Below are 21,237 nucleotides of genomic sequence, written 5' to 3'. Positions count from 1 at the left end.
GGACCCTGCTCACCCTCACCGGAGGCGTGGAGCGCCGCGGACGCCTGCCGCGCGGCGGCTGTGTCGTCGTCGCCAACCACTCCTCGCACGCGGACACCGCCGCCCTGCTGGCCGCCCTCGACGCCCGCCACTCCCCCGCGATCGGCGCGGCCGCCGACTACTGGTTCGCCTCGCCGTGGCGCCGCCGGATCTGCAGCCGCCTCGCCGCGGGGTTCCCGGTGCGCCGCACGGGCGGCGGCATGGACGACCTCCTGACCAGGGCCGACGCGCTGCGCGCGGGCAGCGCCGTGGTCCTTTTCCCCGAGGGCACCCGCGGGCGCGACGGCGAACTGGGCTCGTTCCACCGCGGCGCCCTCGTCCTCGCGGAGCACGCGGGCGTGCCCGTCGTACCGGTGGCCATCGCGGGCACGGACCGTCTGCTGCCCAAGCACGGCAGGCTCCGCCCCGCGCTGGTCCGCGTCGCCGTCGGCGCGCCGCTGCCCGCGTCGGCCACCCCGGCCGAGGCCCGCGACGCGGTGGCGGCGCTGCATCGGCGTACGACGGAAGAGCCGTTGGCGGACTCGGTGACGCGCAAGCGGGTCGCCGCGGTCGCGGGCTCCCGCTGGGGACTGCTCGCCGGTTTCCTCTGGGCGGGCGCGGAGGCGCTGAGCTGGCCGCTGATGCCGGAGCTGTTCCTCGCGATCGCGTGCGTCGCGGTGCCGCGCCGAGCGCTGAAGCTGTCGCTCGCGGCGCTCGCGGGCAGCCTGGCCGGCGGGCTTCTCGCGCTGCAACTCGCCGCGTCCGGCGTGCAGTTGCCACAACCTCTGACCACGGACCGGATGCGCGCCGAGGTGCGCCACGAGCTCGCCGTCGAATCCGCCGCGGCGGTCCGCCACCAGCCGTGGAACGGCATCCCCTTCAAAGTGTACGCACGCGAGGCGGGACGCGCCGACGTCGCCCCGTCCGACTGGCTGACCCGCTCGGCCCTCTCACGCGGCGCCCGCACCCTCACCGTGGGCCTCGCCTTCGGCGCCTTCGGCTTCCTCGCCCACCGACACCGCCGCCGCTACCCCCTGTATCTCGCCCTGCTCGGCACCGGTTTCACCGTGGGCCTCGCCCTGATCGTGACGGGCTGGAGCTGATCGCTATTGGTCTGCACCATGGCGCGGACACCGTCCCGCGCAGCAGAATCGGAGCATGTCTGACACCGAGCAGCAGCGAGAGTGGACCCCCATCCATGGCGAGCCCTACAGCTCCGTCCCGTACCGCCCGGACCGCATGCCCCCAGCCGAATCCCTGGCGCATTCCGCCGAGTTGAGGGAGCGGATGCGGGAGCGCCGCACCGTGCGGCAGTTCGCTCCGGACCCCGTGCCCGCACAGGTCGTGCGGGACGCCATCGCGTGCGCGGCGACCGCGCCGTCCGGCGCGCATCAGCAGCCGTGGACGTTCGTCCTCGTCCAGGACCCGGAGGTCCGCCGCCGCATCCGTGAGGCCGCGGAGCACGAGGAGCAGATCTCGTACGACGGACGCCTCGGCGAGGAGTGGCTCGCGGCCCTGCGCCCCCTCGGCACGGACGAGGTGAAGCCGCACCTGACGGACGCGCCCGCCCTGATCGTCGTCTTCCAGCAGCGGTACTGGCTGGGCGAGGACGGCACCAAGCACAAGCATTACTACGTCGACGAGTCGGTCGGCATCGCGGTGGGGATGCTGCTGTCCACCCTGCACCTGTCGGGCCTCGCCGCGCTGATCCACACGCCGAGCCCGATGCGGTTCCTGCGGGAGGTGCTCGGCCGCCCGGAGAACGAGAAGGCGTTCGCGGTGATCCCGGTGGGATATCCGGCGGCGGACTGCCGGGTCCCCGATCTCGTACGGAAGTCGCTGGATCAGGTGCTCGTGGAGGTCTGAGCGGAGACCAACAGCTCGGTGAGCGCCGGGTAGTCGGTGTAGCCCGCCGCGCCGTGCGTGTACAGGTGGGCTTCGTCGATGTCCTGGAGGGGTGCCCCGGCGGCGAACCGTTCCGGCAGGTCCGGGTTGGAGATGAACCCCCGCCCGTACGACACGAGGTCGGCGAGGCCGGACGCGAGGACGGCCTCGCCCGCCTCCCGCGTCGTCGGGTCGCCGTTCTCGCCGACGTTGCCGATGAGGACGCCGTGCCAGCGGGGCCGCAGGTCGGCGAGGGCCGGGTAGCGGTCGTTGTCGGTGAGGTGGAGGTAGGCGAGGCCGAGCCCGTCGATCTCGTCGAGCAGCGCGCGGTAGACGGGCCCGGGGTCGGCCTCGGCCATGCCGAACTGCGGGTTGCCCGGTGAGAGCCGCAGCCCGAGCCGTGCGGCTCCGATGGCGTCGGCGACGGCGCGGACCACCTCGACGGCGAAGCGGATGCGGTCGGCGACGGAGCCCCGCCCGTACTCGTCGTCGCGGAGGTTGGTGTTGTCGGCGAGGAACTGGTGGATCAAGTAGCTGTTGGCGCCGTGCAGTTCGACCCCGTCGAAGCCGGCGGCGGCGGCGTTGCGGGCGGCGTCCACGAAGTCCTGGACCGCCGTGCGGATGTCGTCGCGGGTCATCTCGCGCGGAGCGACGTAGTCGGGCTTGGTGCCGTCCGGGCCGTGCGCGTGGCCGGGCGGCGTGACGGCCGACGGCCCGAGGGGCAGGTCCCCGTCGATGCGGGCCAGGGGGTGGCCGTTGCGGCCGCCGTGCATCAGCTGGGCGTAGACGCGGCCGCCCGCGGCGTGCACGGCGTCGGTGACCCGCCGCCATCCCGCGATGTGGGCGGCGGTCTGCAGTCCGGGGTAGCGCCAGCCGCTCTGGCCGCGGCTGCTGGGCCAGATGCCCTCGGTGACGATGAGCCCGGCGCTCGCGCGCTGGGCGTAGTGGTCGGCGACGACCGGCAGCGGGGTGCCGTCGGCCGCGGCGCGTGCCCGGGTCATGGGGGCCATCACCATGCGGTTGGGGAGGAGGCCGAGGGGGCCTGCGGAATAGGGGGAGAGAAGCGAGGTGTTCGTCATGCCGGAACGGTAGAAGCTGACACCGGTGTGAGATTCAAGTACGGGATTCACGTACGAAGGGGCGCGGGCACATGAGGATCGGCGAGCTGGCGAAGCGTACCGCTGTGGGCGAGCGGTCCCTGCGCTACTACGAGGAGCAGGGCCTGCTGTACGCGGACCGCACCCCGGGCGGCCACCGCGACTACCCGGAGTCCGCGGTGGACCGCGTCGTCCACATCCAGGAGCTGTTCGCGGCGGGCCTGTGCAGCGCGAAGATCGTCCAGCTGCTGCCGTGCATGCGGGACAAGGACGGCGGGCCGTCGGAGAAGGCCACGCCGTGGCTGGTCGACGAGCTGACGAAGGAGCGGGCCCGCATCGACCGCCAGGTGGAGGACCTGTTGCGGGCAAGAGAGGTCCTGGACGAGGTCATCACGGCGGCGTCCCCCTCTCTCGAAGGCCGCTGAGGGCTCGCGTACCGTCGGGATCATGAACTCAACTCCCTCCCGCAGGACCCTCCTTGGCGCCACGGCCGCCGCCCCCGTGTTCCTCTCGGTGCCCGGCACCGCGCACGCGGCGCCCTCGGCGGATGCCGGGCGGCGGCTGCGCGAGCTCGAAAAGGGCTACCCGGGCCGCATCGGCCTGCACGCCCTGAACACCGGAACCGGCGCGACCCTCGGCTACCGCGCGGACGAACGCTTCGCGATCGCCTCGACGTTCAAGGTGCTCGCCGCGGCTGCGATCCTGCGCAGGGCGCGCGAGGAGGAGCCCGGCCTGCTCGACGCAGTGATCCGGTACGGGCGTGACGACATCGTCTCCGCCTCGCCGCGGACCGAGCTGCACCTGGCGACGGGCATGACGGTCCGGGAACTGTGCGACGCCACCCTCACGTACAGCGACAACACGGCCGCCAACCTGATGATGCGCAGGCTCGGCGGGCCGCGCTCCATCACCCGGTTCGCCCGCTCCCTCGGCGACTCCCGCACCCGCCTCGACCGCTGGGAGCCGGACCTCAACTCCAACGTCCCCGGTGACCCGCGCGACACGACCACACCCGCGTCGATGACCGCGAACCTGCGCAAGCTCGTCCTCGGCGACGCGCTGGCCCCGCTCGACCGCGACCAGCTCATCCGGTGGCTCCTGGAGAACACCACCGGCGACAAGCGCATCAGGGCCGGCCTCCCCCCGGGCTGGCGGGTCGGCGACAAGACCGGCACGCCCGCGTACGGCGGGGTCAACGACGTCGCCGTGGCCTGGCCCCCGCAGGGCGGCGCTCCCCTGATCGTCTCCGTCTACTCGACGCGTCTCGACCCGGACACCCCCGGTGAGGACCGCATCGCGGCGGACATGACCCGCATCGCCGTGGACACGCTCGTCCGAGACGGGGCCACGGGCATGGCACCCCGGACATGACACCGCCTCCGACCGGGGTGGGGCCCAGGTCGGAGGCGGGGTTCGGGGGCGGGCCGCGGGGGGGCCCGCCGGGAGGGCGTCAGCCCATGTGCGGGTAGCCGTACTCGGTCGGCGGGACCAGCGTCTCCTTGATGGCGCGGGTCAGCGTCCACCGCTGGAGGTTCTGCGGGGCACCGGCCTTGTCGTTGGTGCCGGAGGCGCGGCCGCCGCCGAAGGGCTGCTGGCCGACGACGGCGCCGGTCGACTTGTCGTTGATGTAGAAGTTGCCCGCGGCGTAGCGGAGCTTCTCCATCGTGTACGCGGCGGCGGCGCGGTCGCCCGCGATGACCGAACCGGTGAGCGCGTAGTCCGACGCCGACTCCATCTGGGTCAGCATCTCGTCGTACTTGTCGTCCTCGTACACGTGCACGGCGAGGAACGGACCGAAGTACTCCGTCGTGAAGACCTCGTTGGCCGGGTCGGTGCACTCGACGACGGTCGGGCGCACGAAGTAGCCGACCGAGTCGTCGTAGGTGCCGCCCGCGATGATCGTGCAGGTGTCGTCGGACTTGGCGCGGTCGATGGCCGCCTTGTTCTTGGCGAACGCGCGCTCGTCGATGACGGCGCCGATGAAGTTCGACAGGTCGGTGACGTCACCCATCTTGATGCCGTCGACCTCGGCCGCGAACTCCTCCTTGAACCCGTCGTTCCAGATGGAGGCCGGGATGTAGGCGCGCGAGGTCGCGGAGCACTTCTGGCCCTGGAACTCGAAGGAGCCGCGGGTCAGCGCGGTCTTCAGGATCGCGCGGTCGGCGCTCGGGTGCGCGACGACGAAGTCCTTGCCGCCGGTCTCGCCGACGAGACGCGGGTAGGTGCGGTACTTCGCGATGTTCTCGCCGACCGTCTTCCACAGGTGCTGGAAGGTCGGGGTCGAGCCGGTGAAGTGGATGCCGGCCAGGTCGCGGTGGTTGAGGGCGACCTCGGAGACGGCGATGCCGTCACCGGTGACGAGGTTGATGACGCCCTTGGGCAGGCCCGCCTCCTCCAGGAGCTGCATGAGCAGCACGGCGGCGTGCGTCTGCGTCGGGGACGGCTTCCACACGACCACGTTGCCCATCAGGGCCGGGGCGGTGGGGAGGTTGCCCGCGATGGCGGTGAAGTTGAACGGCGTGATCGCGTAGACGAAGCCCTCGAGCGGGCGGTGGTCCAGGCGGTTCCAGACGCCGGTCGCGTTGGCCGGGGGCTGCTCGGCGAGGAGGTCACGGGCGTACTTCACGTTGAAGCGCCAGAAGTCGACGAGCTCGCACGGGGTGTCGATCTCGGCCTGCTGCGCGGTCTTCGACTGACCGAGCATCGTCGAGGCGGCCAGCGTCTCGCGCCACGTCGTGGAGAGCAGCTCGGCGGCGCGCAGGATGATCGCGGCACGGTCGTCGAAGGACATCGCGCGCCACGCGGGGGCGGCGGCCAGGGCGGCGTCGATCGCGTCCTGGGCGTCCTGCTGGGTGGCGCCGCGGCCGGTGCCGATGACGGCCTGGTGGTTGTGCGGCTGCACGACCTCGAAGGGCTCGCCGCCGCCGAGGCGCTTCTCGCCGCCGATGGTCATCGGCAGCTCGATGGGGTTCTCGGCGAGCTCCTTGAGCTTGGTCTCGAGGCGGGCACGCTCCGGGGAACCGGGGGCGTAGCCGTGCACCGGCTCGTTGACCGGCGCGGGGACCTGGGTCACAGCGTCCATGAGTTCCGTATCTCCTTAAGGGGGGTCGGGGGAAAGGGAGCTCAGCCCTTGGTGAGGTCAGCCCTTGGTGAGGATGGAGCGGCCGAAGAAGAGGAGGTTCGCCGGCTTCTCCGCGAGACGGCGCATGAAATAGCCGTACCAGTCGGTGCCGTAGGCGGTGTACACCCGCATGCGGTGGCCCTCGGCGGCGAGCCGCAGGTGCTCGTCGCTGCGGATGCCGTACAGCATCTGGAATTCGTACTCGTCCAGTTTGCGCCCCGCGCGCCGCGCGAGCTCCTGCGCGATGGAGATCAGGCGCGGGTCGTGGGATCCGATCATCGGGTACCCGTCACCCTCCATGAGGATGCGCGTGATCCGCACGTACGCCTTGTCGATCTCGGCCTTGTCCTGGTACGCGACCTCGGCGGGCTCCTTGTAGGCGCCCTTCACGATGCGCACGCGGCTGCCGTTCGCGGCGAGGCGGCGGGCGTCGTCCTCGGTGCGGAACAGGTACGACTGGATGACGCAGCCGGTCTGCGGGAAGTCCTTCCGCAGCTCGTCGTGGATGGCGAACATCGAGTCGAGGGTGGTGTGGTCCTCGGCGTCCAGGGTGACCGTGGTGCCGATCGCGGCGGCGGCCTCGACGACGGGGCGCACGTTGGCGAGGGCGAGCTCGTGGCCGCCCTCCAGCGCCTGGCCGAACATCGAGAGCTTCACGGACATCTCGGCCCTGGTGCCGAGCCCGAGGTCCTTCAGGCGCTCGATGAGCTCCAGGTAGGCGTCGCGGGCGGCGTGGGACTGCTCCACGGTGGTGATGTCCTCGCCCACCACGTCGAGGGTGACCTCGAGGCCCTTGTCGGCGGCGTCGGCGATGATCGGGACGACCTGGTCGACACCCTCACCGGCGATGAACCGGGCCACGACCTGCTTGGTGCCGGGGGCCGCCGATACAAAACGGCGCATCTTGTCGCTGCGCGACGCGGCGAGGATCACGGGACCCAGCACGGGGCACCTCCACGGGTGTACGAAATCGGGGGCCGTACCGGCATAGCCCTGTGCGAAGGGAATGCGGTGGTACGGCACGGAGAACCACCGTGAAATTTAAGGATCCACCCGAACGTGGGCCATCGACAGCTGTCACGCATCCGTGCCCTGGATCTCAGACAGATGTATGAAGAATGTCCAGAGGCGCGCGAGAATGGGGTCATGAAGGGCGATTACCAAGAACTGGTCGACGAGATCTCGGCGCTGCTCGGCGCTCCCGCGACCCTGGAGAACCGGGATTTCGAGCTGATCGCCTTCGGCGCGCACGACGGCGGGGGCGAGAGCGGCTTCGACGCGACCGTCCTCGACCCGGTCAGGACCCGTTCGATCCTGACCCGGCGCTCCACGGCCGAGGTCCGCTCCTGGTTCGAGAGTTTCGGCATCACCCGCGCCACGGCCCCGGTCCGTATTCCGCCCACCCCGGAGGCGGGCGTCCACCGCGGCCGTATCTGCCTTCCCGTACGCCATCGGGGGTTCGCCCTCGGATACGTGTGGCTGCTGGACGGCGACCCCGGCCCGGGCGATCAGCAGCTGACCGCCGCCATGGAGGTGGCCACCCGTATCGGTGCGCTCCTCGCCGACGAGGCGCAGGCGGGCGCCGACCTGACCCGGGAGTTCCGTGCGGTCCTGACGGCCGAGCGCGGCTGGCAGCGCGACATGGCGGTGGCCGCGCTGCGCACGGCGCTCGGCTCGCGCGGCGAGGGTCTGCACGCCGTGGTGTGCGTGGCCCCCTGGCGCTCGGCGGACCCGGACGACGCCCCGGCGGCCCGTACGGTGCAGGGCGCGGCGGCGGTGTGCACGGTGCCGTGGGGCACGACCGCGCAGTCCCTCGCGGCGCTGGTGCGGCTGCGTTCGGCCGACGCGCTCTCCCCCGCGCACACGGCGGCGTCGCGGCTCCTGGACGCGGCGCCGGGGGCGGCGGCCGGCATCGCGGGGGCCCGGCACGGTCTGGAGGATCTGGGCGCGGCCTGGTGGGAGGCGGCGGGGGCGGCGCGCGCGGCGCTGGCGGAGCGGCGCTTCGGCCCGGTGGCGCAGTGGTCGGACGTGGGTCCCTACCGGCTGCTGACCGCGCTGCCTCCGGAGGCGGCGCACGACCCCGTGGGCACGGAGCTCCTCGGTCCCACCCACCGCGAACTCGCCCGCACCGCCGAGGTGTTCCTCGACTGCGCGGGCCAGGCGGGCCGTGCGGCCGCCGACCTCGGCATCCACCGCCAGACCCTCTACTACCGCCTCTCCCGCGTCGAGCAGCTCACCGGCCTCGATCTGGACGAGGGCGAGGACCGTCTGCTGCTGCACATGGTCCTGAAGTCGTCACGACTGTAAGAGCCGCGCAACGGATAGCCATGTCCATGATCGAGGGGCGATACGGTTCTCCGCGTCCGAAGATCCATCCCTCCATACGGGAGAACCCACACCTCATGAAGTTCAGGCTGTTGGCCCCCGCGGTCGCCTTCTCCGCCGTCGCCCTCGTCGGCGGCACCGTCGCCACCGGCGGCACCGCCGTCGCCGCGTCGAAGCCCGACTGCTCCCGGCAGATCGTCAACGTCCCCGCCAAGCAGGCGGTCAAGGTGCGCACCCACGCCAAGGTGAACGCCACCGCCGTCAGCCAGTGGAACAAGGGCAAGAAGGGCAGTCTCTGCAACGACGGCCACTTCTACACGGGCCAGAAGTACAGGCTGTGCGGCAAGACCAGCACCAAGTGGCTGTACGGCAGCGAGTTCGGCAAGAAGCGGGGCTGGATCCCCGCCGCCTGCATCAAGTGGTCGTAACCAGCGCCACCCCGAGGCCGGTCCGCACCGCGGGCCGGCCTCGGCCGGTTCCGGCCGACCTCAGCCGGTCTCGGCCACCCGGCCCATCACACGCCGCAGCCCCTCGGTGAGCTGCTCGGCGGTCGTCGCCGATTCCGGGTCGAACAGCCACTGCACCATCAGCCCGTTGAGAAGCGTGGTGTAGAAGCGGCCCTCGCTCTCGATGACGTCGTCGGGGAGCTCGCTCTCCTCGATGCCGGTGAACAGCGCGGCCATCCCGGCCGTCCCCTCCTTCTGCGCCCCGATCAGCAACTCGCGGATGCCCGCGAGGCGTTCGCGCTGCGTGATGACCTCCAGCGTCATCATCCAGATGGGCCGCATCTCCGGCACCGAGCGGATGACGTTCTCCCACACCCGCCGGAAGCGCTCCAGGCCGCTGTCCTCGGCGCCCGTCCCGGTCCGCGCCCCCTCGAAGTCGGTCCCCAACGGCTCGACGAGCGCGATGTACGCCTCCACCAGCAGCGCGTCCTTGGACCCGTAGTGGTAGCCGATGGACCCGAGGTTCGTCCCCGACTCCTTCACGATGTCGCGGGCCGTCGTACGCACGAACCCCTTCTCCAGCAGACAGCGCTTCGCGCCTTCGAGCAGATCCTCACGGTGTCCCATGCGAAGCACCTTACGCCGACCCCATACGAACGTCCCATACGTTCGTACTAGACAACCGTATAAGACGTCCGTACAGTCCTCGCCATGCAGACGAACCCGCGCGCCACCCGCAAGGAATGGACCGCCTTCGCCGTCCTGATGCTCCCGCTGCTCCTGGTCTCGATGGACGTCTCCGTCCTCTACTTCGCGATCCCCGAGATCAGCGCCGACCTGGAACCCGGCGGCACCCAACAGCTCTGGATCTTCGACATCTACGCCTTCGTCCTCGCCGGGCTCCTGATGACGATGGGCGCGGTCGGCGACCGCATCGGCCGCCGCAGACTCCTCCTGTTCGGCGCCACCGCCTTCGGCGCCGCATCCCTCGTCGCCGCGTACGCCAACAGCGCGGAAACCCTCATCGCGGCCCGCGCGGTCCTCGGCATCGGCGGCGCGACCCTCATGCCGTCCACGCTGGCGATCGTGCGCACCCTGTTCCGGGACGCCGGCCAGCGCGCCAAGGCGATCGGCATGTGGCAGGGCGTCCTGGTGGCCGGCGTGGCGCTCGGCTCGGTACTGAGCGGCGTCCTCGTCGAGTACTTCTGGTGGGGCTCGGTCTTCCTGGTCAACCTGCCCGCGATGGTGCTGCTCCTGGTCCTCGCGCCGCTGCTGATCCCGGAGTCCAGGGACCCGCACCCCGGCCGCTTCGACCTGCTGAGCGTGCCGCTGTCGATGGCCGCCGTGCTGCCGCTCGTGTGGGGTCTCAAGGAGATGCCGTCCGAAGGCGTCGAACTCCCCTACGTCGCGTCCGTCGCCGTCGGTCTCGCCTTCGCCGCCCTCTTCGTCCACCGCCAGCGCACCGCCGCGTCGCCGATGATCTCGCCGGACCTGTTCCGCGGCCATGGCCGCGCCTTCGGTGCCGCCGTCTCCCTGAACCTCATCTCGTCGCTGACGATGATGGGTTCGGCGTACTTCACCACGCAGTACCTGCAGTCCGTGCTCGGCAAGAGCGCGATGGAGGCCGCGCTGTGGGCGCTGCTCCCCTCGGTCCTCATCGGCTTCGCCGCCCCCGTCGCCACGGTGCTCGTGCGGCGCGGCATGGACCGCGCCCACGTCGTCGCCACCGGCTTCGCCGTCTCCGCCTGCGGCTACGGCTTGCTCGCCCTGACCGGCACGTCATCGCTCTGGCTCGTGCTCGCCGGGGCGGGCGTGCTGGCCTGCGGTGCGGTCGTCGTCGGCTCGCAACTCACCGACCTGGCGCTCGGCGCGGCCCCGCCGGAGAAGGCCGGCACGGCGTCCTCGCTCCTGGAGACGGGGCAGGAGTTCGGCGGTGCGATGGGCATGGCCCTGCTCGGCTCCATCGGCAACACGGTCTACCGGAACCGCATCCCGGACACGGCCCCGGCCGAGGCCCGCGAGACCCTGACGGGCGCGGTGGCGACGGCCTCCCACCTCCCCACCCGCACGGGCGACGCCCTCCTGGCCGCGGCGAGGGAGGCCTTCACCGCCGGCATGCACGCGGCGGCGGTGGCGGGGGCGGTCCTGCTGCTCGCGGCGGCGGGGCTGGCGGCGGTGGCGCTGCGGAGGGCGCAGGTCCGGGAAGAGGCGCCCGGTTCCGAGCGCGTACCAGCGTAAGAACCCCGCACACACGAACGCCGGACGGGCTGGTGAGTTCCAGCCCGTCCGGCGTTTGAGGACGGACTCGGCGAAGCCGGTGTCGTGCGGCGCCCGGAGGCGCGGAGTACTGGACCGTACTAGTCGGTCAGCTCGACCGCCCTCGCGGACTCCGCCCCGATCTCCTCCGCCAGCTCGTTCAGGACCGCCTGCGACACCGTGTCGTCCACGGTGAGGACGGCCAGCGCCTCGCCGCCCACGTCGGCACGGGCGACCTGCATGCCCGCGATGTTGATGCCCGCCTCGCCGAGGACACGGCCGACCGTGCCGACGACGCCGGGACGGTCGGCGTACCGGAGGACGACCATGTGGTCGGCGAGCGCCAGGTCCACGTCGTACTCACCGATGGAGACGATCTTCTGCAGGTGCTTCGGTCCGGCCAGCGTGCCGGAGACGGCGATCTCCTCGCCGCCGGAGAGCGTGCCGCGCACGGTGACCACGTTGCGATGGTCGGGCGACTCGGAGCTCGTGGTCAGCCGGACCTCGACACCGCGCTCCTGGGCGAACAGCGGCGCGTTCACGTAACTCACCGTCTCGTCGACGACGTCCTCGAACACGCCCTTCAGCGCGGACAGTTCGAGCACCTTCACGTCGTGCTGGGTGATCTCGCCGTACACCTCGACGTCGAGGCGGGCCGCGACCTCACCCGCCAGCGCGGTGAAGATCCGGCCGAGCTTCTCGGCGAGCGGCAGGCCGGGACGGACGTCCTCCGCGATGACGCCGCCCTGCACGTTCACCGCGTCGGGCACGAGCTCACCGGCGAGGGCGAGGCGCACCGACTTGGCGACGGCGATGCCCGCCTTCTCCTGCGCCTCGTCCGTGGAGGCGCCGAGGTGCGGGGTGCAGACGACCTGGTCGAACTGGAAGAGCGGGGAGTCCGTGCAGGGCTCCTTCGCGTACACGTCCAGACCGGCGCCGGCGACGCGGCCCTCCTTGAGGGCGGAGTGCAGCGCCTCCTCGTCGACGATCCCGCCGCGCGCGGCGTTGACGATGCGGACGGACGGCTTGACCTTGTGCAGGGCCTCGTCGCCGATGAGACCGAGGGTCTCGGGCGTCTTGGGGAGGTGCACGGTGATGAAGTCCGCGACCTCGAGCAGCTCGTCGAGGGAGAGCACCTTGACGCCCATCTGGGCGGCGCGCGCGGGCTGCACGTACGGGTCGTACGCGACGACCTTCATGCCGAAGGCGCTCATGCGCTGCGCGACGAGGGCGCCGATGCGGCCGAGGCCGACGACGCCGAGGGTCTTCTCGGCCAGCTCGACACCCGTGTACTTCGAGCGCTTCCACTCGCCGTTCTTCAGGGCGGTGTTGGCCTGGGGGATGTTGCGCGCGGTGGCGAGGAGCAGGCCGCAGGCGAGCTCGGCGGCCGTGACGATGTTCGAGGTCGGTGCGTTCACGACCATCACGCCGGCCTTGGTGGCGGCGGACACGTCGACGTTGTCCAGACCGACGCCCGCGCGGGCGACGACCTTCAGCTTCTTGGCGGCGGCGATGGCCTCCGCGTCGACCTTGGTCGCGGAGCGGACCAGGATCGCGTCGACCTCGGCGATGGCGGGCAGCAGCTCGGCGCGGTCCGCGCCGTTGCAGTGGCGGATCTCGAAGTCCGGCCCCAGCGCGTCGACGGTGGCGGGCGACAGCTCTTCGGCGATGAGTACGACCGGTTTGCCGGTGGCAGCAGTGCTCACGTGAGTCCTCACAAGTCCCTTGCGGACGGCCGTCCCGACGGCCGCAGGCGGAGTCGCTTAGCCGCGTGGAAGACGCACGACGCTGTGGGCCCGACGCGAATGTTGAACAGAAGTGTAGTGGCGCCATGGACGTCGTCGTGCTCCTCGATGGAAGGATCACTCGTCCGTGGCTGGACACGATGGACAAGGGCCGGGGCAGTCGCCCCGGCCCTTGTCGTCACGACTTACGCGTCGTCGTCGTTGACCCAGCTCATGAGCTTGCGCAGCTCCTTGCCGGTGGTCTCCAGGAGGTGGTTCTCGTCCTGGGTCTTGTACTCGTTGTACTTCTTCAGACCGCCGTGGTACTCGTCCATCCAGTTCTTGGCGAACGTGCCGTCCTGGATCTCGGCGAGGACCTTCTTCATCTCGGCCTTGGTGGCGTCCGTGATGATCCGCGGTCCGGTGATGTAGTCGCCCCACTCGGCGGTCTCGGAGACGGACCAGCGCATCTTCTCCAGGCCGCCCTCGTACATGAGGTCCACGATCAGCTTCAGCTCGTGGAGGCACTCGAAGTACGCGATCTCCGGCTGGTAGCCCGCCTCGGTCAGGGTCTCGAAGCCCGCCTTGACCAGCGCGGCGGTGCCGCCGCAGAGCACGGCCTGCTCGCCGAACAGGTCGGTCTCGGTCTCCTCGGTGAAGGTCGTCTTGATGACGCCGGCACGCGTGCCGCCGATGCCCTTGGCGTACGAGAGCGCCAGCTCGAAGCCCTTGCCGGTCGCGTCCTGCTCGACGGCCGCGATACACGGAACGCCGCGGCCCTCCTCGTACTGACGGCGGACCAGGTGGCCCGGGCCCTTGGGGGCGACCATGCAGACGTCGACGCCCTCGGGGGCCTTGATGAAGCCGTAGCGGACGTTCAGGCCGTGGCCGAAGAACAGGGCGTCGCCGTCCTTGAGGTTGTCCTTGATGGACTCCTCGTAGACCTGGGCCTGGATCGGGTCCGGCACCAGGATCATGATGACGTCGGCCTCGGCCGCCGCCTCGGCGGGGGTGACGACGCGCAGGCCCTGCTCCTCGGCCTTCGTCTTGGACTTGGAGCCCTCGTGCAGACCGACGCGCACGTCGACACCCGAGTCACGGAGCGACAGCGCGTGGGCGTGGCCCTGGCTGCCGTAACCGATGACCGCGACCTTGCGGCCCTGGATGATGGACAGGTCGGCGTCGGCGTCGTAGAACAGCTCGGCCACTGGGAATCTCCTATGTGTGCTGGTGTTGCGTCCCACCGTACGGCGGGCGGGGGAAGGGAAGTCTGCCGGTCTCGCGATGCGGGCCGGTTCTCGCTACGCGCTCCGGTCGAGCGCGCGCAGGCTGCGGTCGGTGATGGAGCGTGAGCCGCGGCCGATGGCGATCGTGCCGGACTGGACGAGCTCCTTGATGCCGAAGGGCTCCAGCATCTTGAGCATGGCCTCCAGCTTGTCGCTGCTGCCGGTCGCCTCGATGGTGACGGCCTCCGGGGAGACGTCCACGGTCTTGGCGCGGAACAGCTGGACGATCTCGACGATCTGGGAGCGCGTCTCGTTGTCGGCGCGGACCTTCGCCAGGACGAGTTCGCGGGCGACCGCGGCGCCCGGCTCCAGTTCGACGATCTTCAGGACGTTGACGAGCTTGTTGAGCTGCTTCGTGACCTGTTCGAGCGGCAGGTCCTCGACGTTCACGACGATGGTGATGCGCGAGATGTCGGGGTGCTCGGTGACGCCCACGGCGAGCGAGTCGATGTTGAAGCCGCGGCGGGAGAACAGGGCTGCGATCCGGGCGAGGATGCCGGGGGTGTTCTCGACCAGGACGGAGAGCGTGTGCTTGGTGGACATGACTCTTGGTCTCTCTTTCGCTCTCGGTCTCAGTCGTCTTCGTTGTCGCCGAAGTCGGGGCGGACGCCCCGGGCTGCCATGACCTCGTCGTTCGAGGTGCCGGCGGCGACCATCGGCCAGACCTGGGCGTCCTCGTGGACGATGAAGTCGACGACGACGGGCCGGTCGTTGATGGCGTTGGCCTCGGCGATGACCTTGTCGAGGTCCTCGGGGCGCTCGCAGCGCAGCGCCACGCAGCCCATGGCCTCCGACAGCTTCACGAAGTCCGGGACGCGGGTGCCCTTGTTGGGGCCGATGTCCTCGGGACCGCTGTGCAGCACCGTGTTGGAGTACCGCTGGTTGTAGAACAGCGTCTGCCACTGGCGGACCATCCCGAGGGCGCCGTTGTTGATGATGGCGACCTTGATCGGGATGTTGTTCAGGGCGCAGGTGGTGAGCTCCTGATTGGTCATCTGGAAGCAGCCGTCGCCGTCGATCGCCCAGACCGTGCGGTCCGGCCGGCCGGCCTTGGCGCCCATCGCGGCCGGGACCGCGTAGCCCATCGTTCCGGCGCCGCCGGAGTTGAGCCAGGTGGCGGGCTTCTCGTACTCGATGAAGTGCGCGGCCCACATCTGGTGCTGGCCGACGCCCGCCGCGAAGATCGTGCCCTCCGGGGCGAGCTGCCCGACGCGCTCGATGACGTGCTGCGGCGAGAGCGAACCGTCCTCGGGCTGCGTGTAGCCGAGGGGGTAGGTGTCGCGCCAGCGGTTGAGGTCGCTCCACCAGGCGGTGTAGTCACCCGTGTGGCCCTCGGTGTGCTCGGCCTGGACGGCCTGGACGAGGTCGGCGATGACCTCGCGGGCGTCGCCGACGATCGGCACGTCGGCGGCGCGGTTCTTGCCGATCTCGGCCGGGTCGATGTCGGCGTGGACGATCTTCGCGTACGGGGCGAAGCTGTCCAGCTTGCCGGTGACGCGGTCGTCGAAGCGGGCTCCGAGGGCGACGATCAGGTCTGCCTTCTGCAGCGCGGTGACGGCGGTGACCGCACCGTGCATGCCCGGCATTCCCACGTGCAGCGGGTGGCTGTCGGGGAATGCGCCGAGCGCCATCAGTGTGGTGGTGACGGGCGCTCCGGTGAGCTCTGCCAGGACCTTCAGTTCGGCGGTGGCCTGTGCCTTCAGGACGCCTCCGCCGACGTACAGGACCGGGCGCCTGGCCGCCGTGATGAGCTTGGCGGCCTCGCGGATCTGCTTGGCGTGCGGCTTGGTCACCGGGCGGTAGCCCGGCAGGTCCTGCTGCGGCGGCCAGGAGAACGTCGTCTGCGCCTGGAGGGCGTCCTTGGCGATGTCCACGAGGACGGGGCCCGGGCGTCCGGTCGAGGCGATGTGGAAGGCCTCGGCGATGGTGCGCGGGATGTCCTCGGCCTTGGTGACCAGGAAGTTGTGCTTGGTGATCGGCATCGTGATGCCGACGATGTCCGCCTCCTGGAAGGCGTCGGTGCCGATGGCCTTGGAGGCCACCTGGCCGGTGATCGCGACCATCGGGACGGAGTCCATGTGGGCGTCGGCGATCGGGGTGACCAGGTTGGTGGCGCCGGGGCCGCTCGTCGCCATGCAGACGCCGACCTTGCCGGTGGCCTGCGCGTAGCCGGTAGCGGCGTGGCCCGCGCCCTGCTCGTGCCGGACCAGGACGTGCCGCACGCGGGTGGAGTCCATCATCGGGTCGTACGCGGGGAGGATGGCGCCGCCCGGAATGCCGAACACCGTGTCGGCCCCGACTTCCTCGAGAGAACGAATGAGGGACTGCGCACCCGTGACGTGCTCGACGGGGGCGGACTGCTGTCCTGAGGATCGGGGCCGCGGCTGCGGATGGTGGGCCCCGGTGGCCTGCTCGGTCATCGGCATTCTCTTCTCGAAGCTGAGGGTTTTTGCGGGGTGTTTGCGGGGGTTTGGCAGGTGCCAGTGCAACAAAAAACCCCTCGTGCCGTGAGGCAAGCGAGGGGAGCGCGCCGGGTGCGGTCGCTGGGGGTCCGGTGTTCGGACCGGTCCGTCCCAGCTTCAGCCGACGCGCTTTCCAAGTACGAGAATTCGGGTGCGCATGGCATTGACCCTCCCCCCGGCACGCAGTACCTGTCAAGTAGGTGGGACGGGGGTCTCATTATGTGAACGCGCATAGGCCGCGGGGCCACCCGTGAGCGTCCCCGGAGGGCCGCCCGCGTACGTCCCGGGAGGCCCGACCGCGTACGGCGACGCACCGCCCGCGAACGCTCCCGCCGGGCCGCCGTACGCCGCCGCCGAGCCGCCCGTGTACGTCGCGGGACGGCCGCCCGCGAGCACCGGTTCGGCCGGGCCGCGCGGCACCGGGTACTCGCCGATCGTGAGCGCCCGCCGCAGCCGGTACTCGTCGAGCGCTCCGGCGAACGCCATCCCCTGCCCGTGGGTGCAGCCCATCGCGCGCAGGGCCGTCACCTGCTCGGGCAGGTCGACGCCGTCGGCCACGGAGTCGAGGCCCAGGTCGCCCGCGATGCGCAGCAGTCCGGAAGTGATCTTGTGCAGCCGCGCGGACTCGACTACGCCCTCGACGAGGCCGCGGTCCAGCTTCAGTATGTCGATGGGGAGCCGGCGCAGGGCCGTGATCGCCGCGTACCCACTGCCGAAGCCGTCGAGCGCGATGCGCACACCGAGCCTGCGCAGGGCGGCGAGCCGGCGCTCCAGGTCGTCGAGGGAGACCCGGGGGTCGGTCTCGGCGAGCTCGATGACGAGCGCGCCGGAGGGCAGTCCGTGCCGGGTCAGGAGCGCCTCGATGGAGCCCATCGGCATGGAGCGGTCCAGGAGGCGGCGCGCGCTCATCCGTACGGAGACGGGCACGGCGTGCCCGGTCCTGCCGCGCTCGGCGGCCTGCTCCACGGCCTTCTCGAACATCCAGCGGCCCAGCTCGGCCGCCCGCTTGTCCTGGCCCTCCTTGGAGTCAGCGACCCGCAGGAACTCGGCGGGCGTGAAGAGGATGCCCTGGGCCGAACGCCAGCGGGCCTGCGCGGCGACCGCCGTGATCCGGCCGTCGTCCAGGGAGACGACGGGCTGGTGGAGCAGCGCGAACTCGCCGTCGTGCAGCGCGGCGCGCAGCCGGGTGGCGAGCTCCGCCTTGCGGACGACGTCGGCCTGCATCTGGGGTGCGTACAGCTCGACGCGCCCCTTGCCCGCGGCTTTGGCGCGGTACATCGCGAGGTCGGCGTTGCGGAGCAGCTCGCCCGCGCCGATGCCCGGTTCGGCGAAGGCCACGCCGATGGACGCCGCTACGCGCACGTCGTTGCCGTCGATGGCGTAGGGCTGGGACAGGGTGATTCTGAGCCGGTCGGCGAGTTCGTAGATGTGCTGTTCTCTCGCGGCCTGGTCCCGGGTCCCGTCGCCGACGATGAGGGCCGCGAACTCATCGCCGCCGAGCCGGGAGGCGGTGTCGCCCGAACGCACCGCCTCCTGCAGTCTGCGCGCGGCCTGGATGAGGAGCTCGTCCCCGGCCTGGTGTCCGATGGTGTCGTTGACGGCCTTGAAGCCGTCGAGGTCGATGAAGAGCACGGCCGTGCCGCGGTCGGTGACTCTGCGGCCGGTCAGCGCCTGGCTGACGCGCCGGGTGAACAGGGCGCGGTTGGGCAGGTCGGTGAGCGGGTCGTGCTCGGCGTTGTGCTGCAACTGCGCCTGGAGCCTGACCCGTTCGGTGACGTCTCTGCTGTTGAAGATGAGGCCGCCCTGGTGGCGGTTGACGGTGGACTCCACGTTGAGCCAGTCGCCGTCGCCGGACTTGAAGCGGCACTCGATGCGGGTGGTGGGTTCCTCGACGGGGTTGGCGGCGAGGAATCTGCGTACTTCGTGGACGACCCGCCCGAGGTCCTCGGGGTGCATGAGGGAGGCGAGTTCGGAGCCCACGAGCTCTTCGGCGTCCCGGCCGTAGACCCCGGAGGCGGCGGGGCTCACGTAGTGGAGGATGCCGTTCGGTGCGGCGATCATGATGACGTCGCTCGAGCCCTGGACCAGGGACCTGAAGTGGTTCTCCTTCTGGGCCAGTTCCTGGGTGAGCGTGATGTTGTCCAGGAGCATGATGCCCTGGCGCACCACGAGTGCGAGGACCACGGTGCCCGCGGTGAAGAGCACGACGCGGTCCACGCTGCGGCCGTTCAGCACGTTGTAGAGAATCCCCAACGTGCAGACGGCGGCGGCCAGATACGGCGTGAGGGCGGCCAGCGATCCGGCGATCGGACGGGTCGCGGGCGCCGGTTCCTCGGGTCCGCTGTCGTACTGCACGCGCGTGCGGCCCGCGCCGTGCCCGTCGCGCGCGTGCCAGGGCGCGGCCCACGGGGCGTACGCGAGGAGGAGCGAGCCCGCGAACCAGCCGGCGTCCAGCATCTGGCCGGAGCGGTAACTGGTGTGCAGCAGAGGCGAGGTGAACAGCGCGTCGCACATCACGGTCAGGGCGAGCGCTCCGATCGCGGTGTTCACCGCGGAGCGGTTGGCGGACGACCGCCTGAAGTGCAGCGCCAGGACCATGCTGACCAGCGCGATGTCGAGGAGGGGGTACGCGAGCGAGAGCGCGGCGTACGCGACGCTCTGGCCCTCGAACTGCGCGGTGTGCGCGAGCGCGAGGCTCCAGGAGAGCGTGAGGAGCGAGCCCCCGATCAGCCACGAGTCGAGGGCCAGGCACCCCCAACCCGCCTTGGTCATCGGGCGCTTGGCGAGCACGAGAAGACCGATGATGGCGGGCGGAGCAAAGCAGAGGAAGAACAGGTCGGCGAAGCCCGGGCTGGGGACGGGGCGTTCGAGAACGACCTCGTACCAGCCCCAGACGCCGTTGCCGAAGGCCGCCATCGCGGAGGAGAGCGCGAACAGCAACCATGCGGGTCGAAAGCGGCTTCGGCGGGTGCGTGAGTAACGGAAGCAGGAGACCGCGGCGGTGGCCGCGGCGACGCTCAGCCCGAAGTCGCCCATGATCAGGGCCAGTCGCTCGGATCCCCAGCCGAGGGCCGAGCCGGTGGCGTACGCCCCGCAGACCAGCAGCAGCGCCAGCTGGGAGACGACGCCGCGGCCTCCCGGCAGCGGACGCCGGGCCAGCGGAATCCTGGACGGCAGTGCCGCGACTCCCCCGTCGAGGACGGGGGTGGAGGTCGCGCGGGCGTTCACCGCGCCGCCCCGGTCCGTGCCGCCCCCGTGTCCGTCCGGCCCGCGCGTCGGCCGGGCCGACAGGGGCGCTGTGGTGTGCGGCGGCGTCCGGTCGTGCGGCTCGCGGTTCGCCTGCGTCTGCGGGTCGGTGTGCGCCGGAGTCGTCGGCTGAGGTTCCGCCGCGTCGGATCGTTCACCCATAGGCCGTGCATCGCCCGTCGCCCCCCTCGCAGTCTGACTGTCTCGTCCCCGCGCCGAACGGTCCACGGCGCATCCCCTGTCGGGACGATACACCAGACTCGTCACTCAGGGACATAGCTCCTCTACGCTCCGTGACTGCGGGCGCGGAAGCGGGCACGGGGCGCGCACGGACCGACGCGGAGCGTGCACGAACCGCTGCGGGGCGATCAACTGCCCGTCGTCAGCACCACGTTGTCCAGCGGCTCTCCGGCGACGTGCTTGGTCAGTTGCGCGGCCAGCAGGCGCTTGGCGCGGGGCAGGAACGCCGAGGACGAGCCGCCCACGTGCGGGCTGACAAATGCCCCTGGAGCGTGCCACAGCGGGTGACCTGCGGGCAGCGGTTCGGGGTCGGTCACGTCGAGGGCGGCGGTGATGCGGCCGGACTCCAGTTCGGCGAGGAGCGCCTTGGTGTCGACCACCGGTCCGCGGGCCACGTTCACGAGCAGCGCGCCGTCCTTCATGCGGGCCAGGAAGTCCGCTCCCACCAGCCCGCGCGTGACCTCGGTCAGCGGTGTCGAGAGGATGACGACGTCCGCCCGGGGCAACAGGGACGGCAACTCGGCGAGCGGGTGCACGGGGCCGCGCTCCGTGGCACGGGCAGAGCGCGCGACGCGCGCCACCCGCGCGCACTCGAAAGGGGTGAGCCGGTCCTCGATGGCGGAACCGATGGATCCGTATCCCACGATGAGCACGGACTTGTCGGCGAGCGCCGGGTAGAAACCGGACCGCCACTCCTCCTGCCGCTGCCCCTCCACGAAGCGCGGGATGCCGCGCAGCGAGGCGAGGACGAGGGTGAGCGCGAGCTCGGCGGTGCTCGCCTCGTGGACACCGCGTGCGTTGCACAACCGCACGCCGGGCGCGAGGAACTCGATCCCCGGTTCCACGTGATCGATACCCGCGGTCAGTGTCTGTACGACGCGCACGGACGTCATGGCGGACAGGGGACGTACCGCGATCTCCGTGCCCTTCATATAGGGCACCACGTAGAAAGCGCAGTCGGCCGGGTCCGCGGGGAACTCCGGACCCCCGTCCCAGTAACGGTAGGTGAGACCGGCCTCGGCGGCCCCGGGCAGACCCTCGATCTCGTGCGCCTCAAACGGAAGCCATACATCTGTCGTCATGGTCTGGAGGCTAGTGCGCGCCGGAGTGCGCCGTCCCCGGGAGGGCAACG

General features: G+C 71.0%; 17 protein-coding genes. 7 read left to right on the top strand and 10 right to left on the bottom strand.

From position 1 onward, the window contains the following. Positions 1-26: 26 nt before the first annotated feature. Both AC07DO_RS33345 and AC07DO_RS33340 read left to right on the top strand, forming a co-directional pair. The gene (locus tag AC07DO_RS33345) at positions 27-1,121 is read left to right on the top strand and encodes a lysophospholipid acyltransferase family protein (protein ID WP_479065083.1); all 1,095 of its coding nucleotides are present in this window, start codon (positions 27-29) and stop codon (positions 1,119-1,121) included. 55 nt (positions 1,122-1,176) lie between these two features. Further along, complete coding sequence (locus AC07DO_RS33340; RefSeq protein ID WP_479065081.1) at positions 1,177-1,884, top strand: nitroreductase family protein; 708 nt, start codon at positions 1,177-1,179, stop codon at positions 1,882-1,884. Here the strand turns inward: AC07DO_RS33340 and AC07DO_RS33335 are convergent. Continuing rightward, positions 1,863-2,981, bottom strand: a complete 1,119-nt coding sequence (locus AC07DO_RS33335; RefSeq protein ID WP_479065079.1) for an alkene reductase — start codon at positions 2,979-2,981, stop codon at positions 1,863-1,865. The two genes, AC07DO_RS33340 and AC07DO_RS33335, sit on opposite strands and share 22 nt — an antisense overlap. A gap of 71 nt (positions 2,982-3,052) precedes the next feature. Here AC07DO_RS33335 and AC07DO_RS33330 point away from each other — a divergent pair, with 71 nt between their 5' ends. Further along, a complete protein-coding gene (locus tag AC07DO_RS33330; RefSeq protein ID WP_479065077.1) occupies positions 3,053-3,424 on the top strand; it encodes a MerR family transcriptional regulator in 372 nt (123 codons plus the stop codon). A 22-nt stretch (positions 3,425-3,446) separates the two neighbouring features. Next, the gene (gene bla / locus AC07DO_RS33325; RefSeq protein ID WP_479065075.1) at positions 3,447-4,370 is read left to right on the top strand and encodes a class A beta-lactamase; all 924 of its coding nucleotides are present in this window, start codon (positions 3,447-3,449) and stop codon (positions 4,368-4,370) included. A gap of 79 nt (positions 4,371-4,449) precedes the next feature. Here the strand turns inward: bla and pruA are convergent, their stop codons facing one another. Further along, the gene (gene pruA, locus AC07DO_RS33320) at positions 4,450-6,081 is read right to left on the bottom strand and encodes an L-glutamate gamma-semialdehyde dehydrogenase (RefSeq protein WP_479065073.1); all 1,632 of its coding nucleotides are present in this window, start codon (positions 6,079-6,081) and stop codon (positions 4,450-4,452) included. Positions 6,082-6,138: 57 nt separating this feature from the next. After that, on the bottom strand, positions 6,139-7,065 hold the full coding sequence (locus AC07DO_RS33315; protein WP_479065071.1) for a proline dehydrogenase family protein: 927 nt from the start codon (positions 7,063-7,065) through the stop codon (positions 6,139-6,141). Positions 7,066-7,266: 201 nt separating this feature from the next. On the opposite strand from AC07DO_RS33315, the gene AC07DO_RS33310 reads away from it, so the two are divergent. Next, positions 7,267-8,427, top strand: coding sequence for a PucR family transcriptional regulator (locus AC07DO_RS33310; RefSeq protein WP_479065069.1), 1,161 nt, complete (start codon positions 7,267-7,269; stop codon positions 8,425-8,427). A gap of 95 nt (positions 8,428-8,522) precedes the next feature. Further along, positions 8,523-8,873 carry a hypothetical protein gene (locus AC07DO_RS33305; RefSeq protein ID WP_479065068.1) on the top strand — a complete coding sequence of 117 codons (351 nt, stop codon included), beginning with the start codon at positions 8,523-8,525 and terminating at the stop codon, positions 8,871-8,873. 60 nt (positions 8,874-8,933) lie between these two features. On the opposite strand, the gene AC07DO_RS33300 is transcribed toward AC07DO_RS33305, so the two are convergent. After that, positions 8,934-9,518: a TetR/AcrR family transcriptional regulator gene (locus AC07DO_RS33300; protein ID WP_479065066.1), complete on the bottom strand. Its 585-nt coding sequence runs from the start codon at positions 9,516-9,518 to the stop codon at positions 8,934-8,936. A gap of 84 nt (positions 9,519-9,602) precedes the next feature. Between AC07DO_RS33300 and AC07DO_RS33295 the strand changes: the two genes are divergently transcribed. Beyond that, positions 9,603-11,129 (top strand): MFS transporter, encoded by a 1,527-nt coding sequence (locus AC07DO_RS33295; protein ID WP_479065065.1) that lies wholly within the window; start codon positions 9,603-9,605, stop codon positions 11,127-11,129. Between the two features lie 119 nt (positions 11,130-11,248). Here the strand turns inward: AC07DO_RS33295 and serA are convergent, their stop codons facing one another. The 6 genes from serA to AC07DO_RS33265 all read right to left on the bottom strand — a co-directional run bounded on the left by serA (position 11,249) and on the right by AC07DO_RS33265 (position 21,187). After that, positions 11,249-12,853, bottom strand: a complete 1,605-nt coding sequence (gene serA / locus AC07DO_RS33290; RefSeq protein ID WP_479065063.1) for a phosphoglycerate dehydrogenase — start codon at positions 12,851-12,853, stop codon at positions 11,249-11,251. 224 nt (positions 12,854-13,077) lie between these two features. Then, on the bottom strand, positions 13,078-14,079 hold the full coding sequence (gene ilvC, locus AC07DO_RS33285; protein WP_479065062.1) for a ketol-acid reductoisomerase: 1,002 nt from the start codon (positions 14,077-14,079) through the stop codon (positions 13,078-13,080). Positions 14,080-14,172: 93 nt separating this feature from the next. Further along, entirely contained in the window at positions 14,173-14,700 is a 528-nt protein-coding gene (gene ilvN / locus AC07DO_RS33280) for an acetolactate synthase small subunit (protein WP_055568881.1), read from the bottom strand. A 29-nt stretch (positions 14,701-14,729) separates the two neighbouring features. Then, on the bottom strand, positions 14,730-16,577 hold the full coding sequence (locus tag AC07DO_RS33275; protein WP_479065059.1) for an acetolactate synthase large subunit: 1,848 nt from the start codon (positions 16,575-16,577) through the stop codon (positions 14,730-14,732). A 234-nt stretch (positions 16,578-16,811) separates the two neighbouring features. Then, positions 16,812-20,027, bottom strand: coding sequence for a putative bifunctional diguanylate cyclase/phosphodiesterase (locus tag AC07DO_RS33270; RefSeq protein ID WP_479065057.1), 3,216 nt, complete (start codon positions 20,025-20,027; stop codon positions 16,812-16,814). A 206-nt stretch (positions 20,028-20,233) separates the two neighbouring features. After that, a complete protein-coding gene (locus AC07DO_RS33265) occupies positions 20,234-21,187 on the bottom strand; it encodes a 2-hydroxyacid dehydrogenase (RefSeq protein ID WP_479065055.1) in 954 nt (317 codons plus the stop codon). Between the last annotated feature and the right edge of the window lie 50 nt (positions 21,188-21,237).

This window comes from Streptomyces sp. NPDC045678 (genome assembly GCF_056432085.1).
This window is presented reverse-complemented; position numbering and strand designations above follow the sequence as displayed.

Excerpts from the sequence above, each read along its gene's own strand:
- AC07DO_RS33340 (WP_479065081.1), top strand. The coding sequence starts at position 1,177 with ATGTCTGACACCGAGCAGCAGCGAGAGTGGACCCCCATCCATGGCGAG.
- AC07DO_RS33335 (WP_479065079.1), bottom strand. The coding sequence starts at position 2,981 with ATGACGAACACCTCGCTTCTCTCCCCCTATTCCGCAGGCCCCCTCGGC.
- AC07DO_RS33330 (WP_479065077.1), top strand. The coding sequence starts at position 3,053 with ATGAGGATCGGCGAGCTGGCGAAGCGTACCGCTGTGGGCGAGCGGTCC.
- bla (WP_479065075.1), top strand. The coding sequence starts at position 3,447 with ATGAACTCAACTCCCTCCCGCAGGACCCTCCTTGGCGCCACGGCCGCC.
- pruA (WP_479065073.1), bottom strand. The coding sequence starts at position 6,081 with ATGGACGCTGTGACCCAGGTCCCCGCGCCGGTCAACGAGCCGGTGCAC.
- AC07DO_RS33310 (WP_479065069.1), top strand. The coding sequence starts at position 7,267 with ATGAAGGGCGATTACCAAGAACTGGTCGACGAGATCTCGGCGCTGCTC.
- AC07DO_RS33305 (WP_479065068.1), top strand. The coding sequence starts at position 8,523 with ATGAAGTTCAGGCTGTTGGCCCCCGCGGTCGCCTTCTCCGCCGTCGCC.
- AC07DO_RS33300 (WP_479065066.1), bottom strand. The coding sequence starts at position 9,518 with ATGGGACACCGTGAGGATCTGCTCGAAGGCGCGAAGCGCTGTCTGCTG.
- AC07DO_RS33295 (WP_479065065.1), top strand. The coding sequence starts at position 9,603 with ATGCAGACGAACCCGCGCGCCACCCGCAAGGAATGGACCGCCTTCGCC.
- ilvN (WP_055568881.1), bottom strand. The coding sequence starts at position 14,700 with ATGTCCACCAAGCACACGCTCTCCGTCCTGGTCGAGAACACCCCCGGC.
- AC07DO_RS33275 (WP_479065059.1), bottom strand. The coding sequence starts at position 16,577 with ATGACCGAGCAGGCCACCGGGGCCCACCATCCGCAGCCGCGGCCCCGA.
- AC07DO_RS33270 (WP_479065057.1), bottom strand. The coding sequence starts at position 20,027 with ATGGGTGAACGATCCGACGCGGCGGAACCTCAGCCGACGACTCCGGCG.
- AC07DO_RS33265 (WP_479065055.1), bottom strand. The coding sequence starts at position 21,187 with ATGACGACAGATGTATGGCTTCCGTTTGAGGCGCACGAGATCGAGGGT.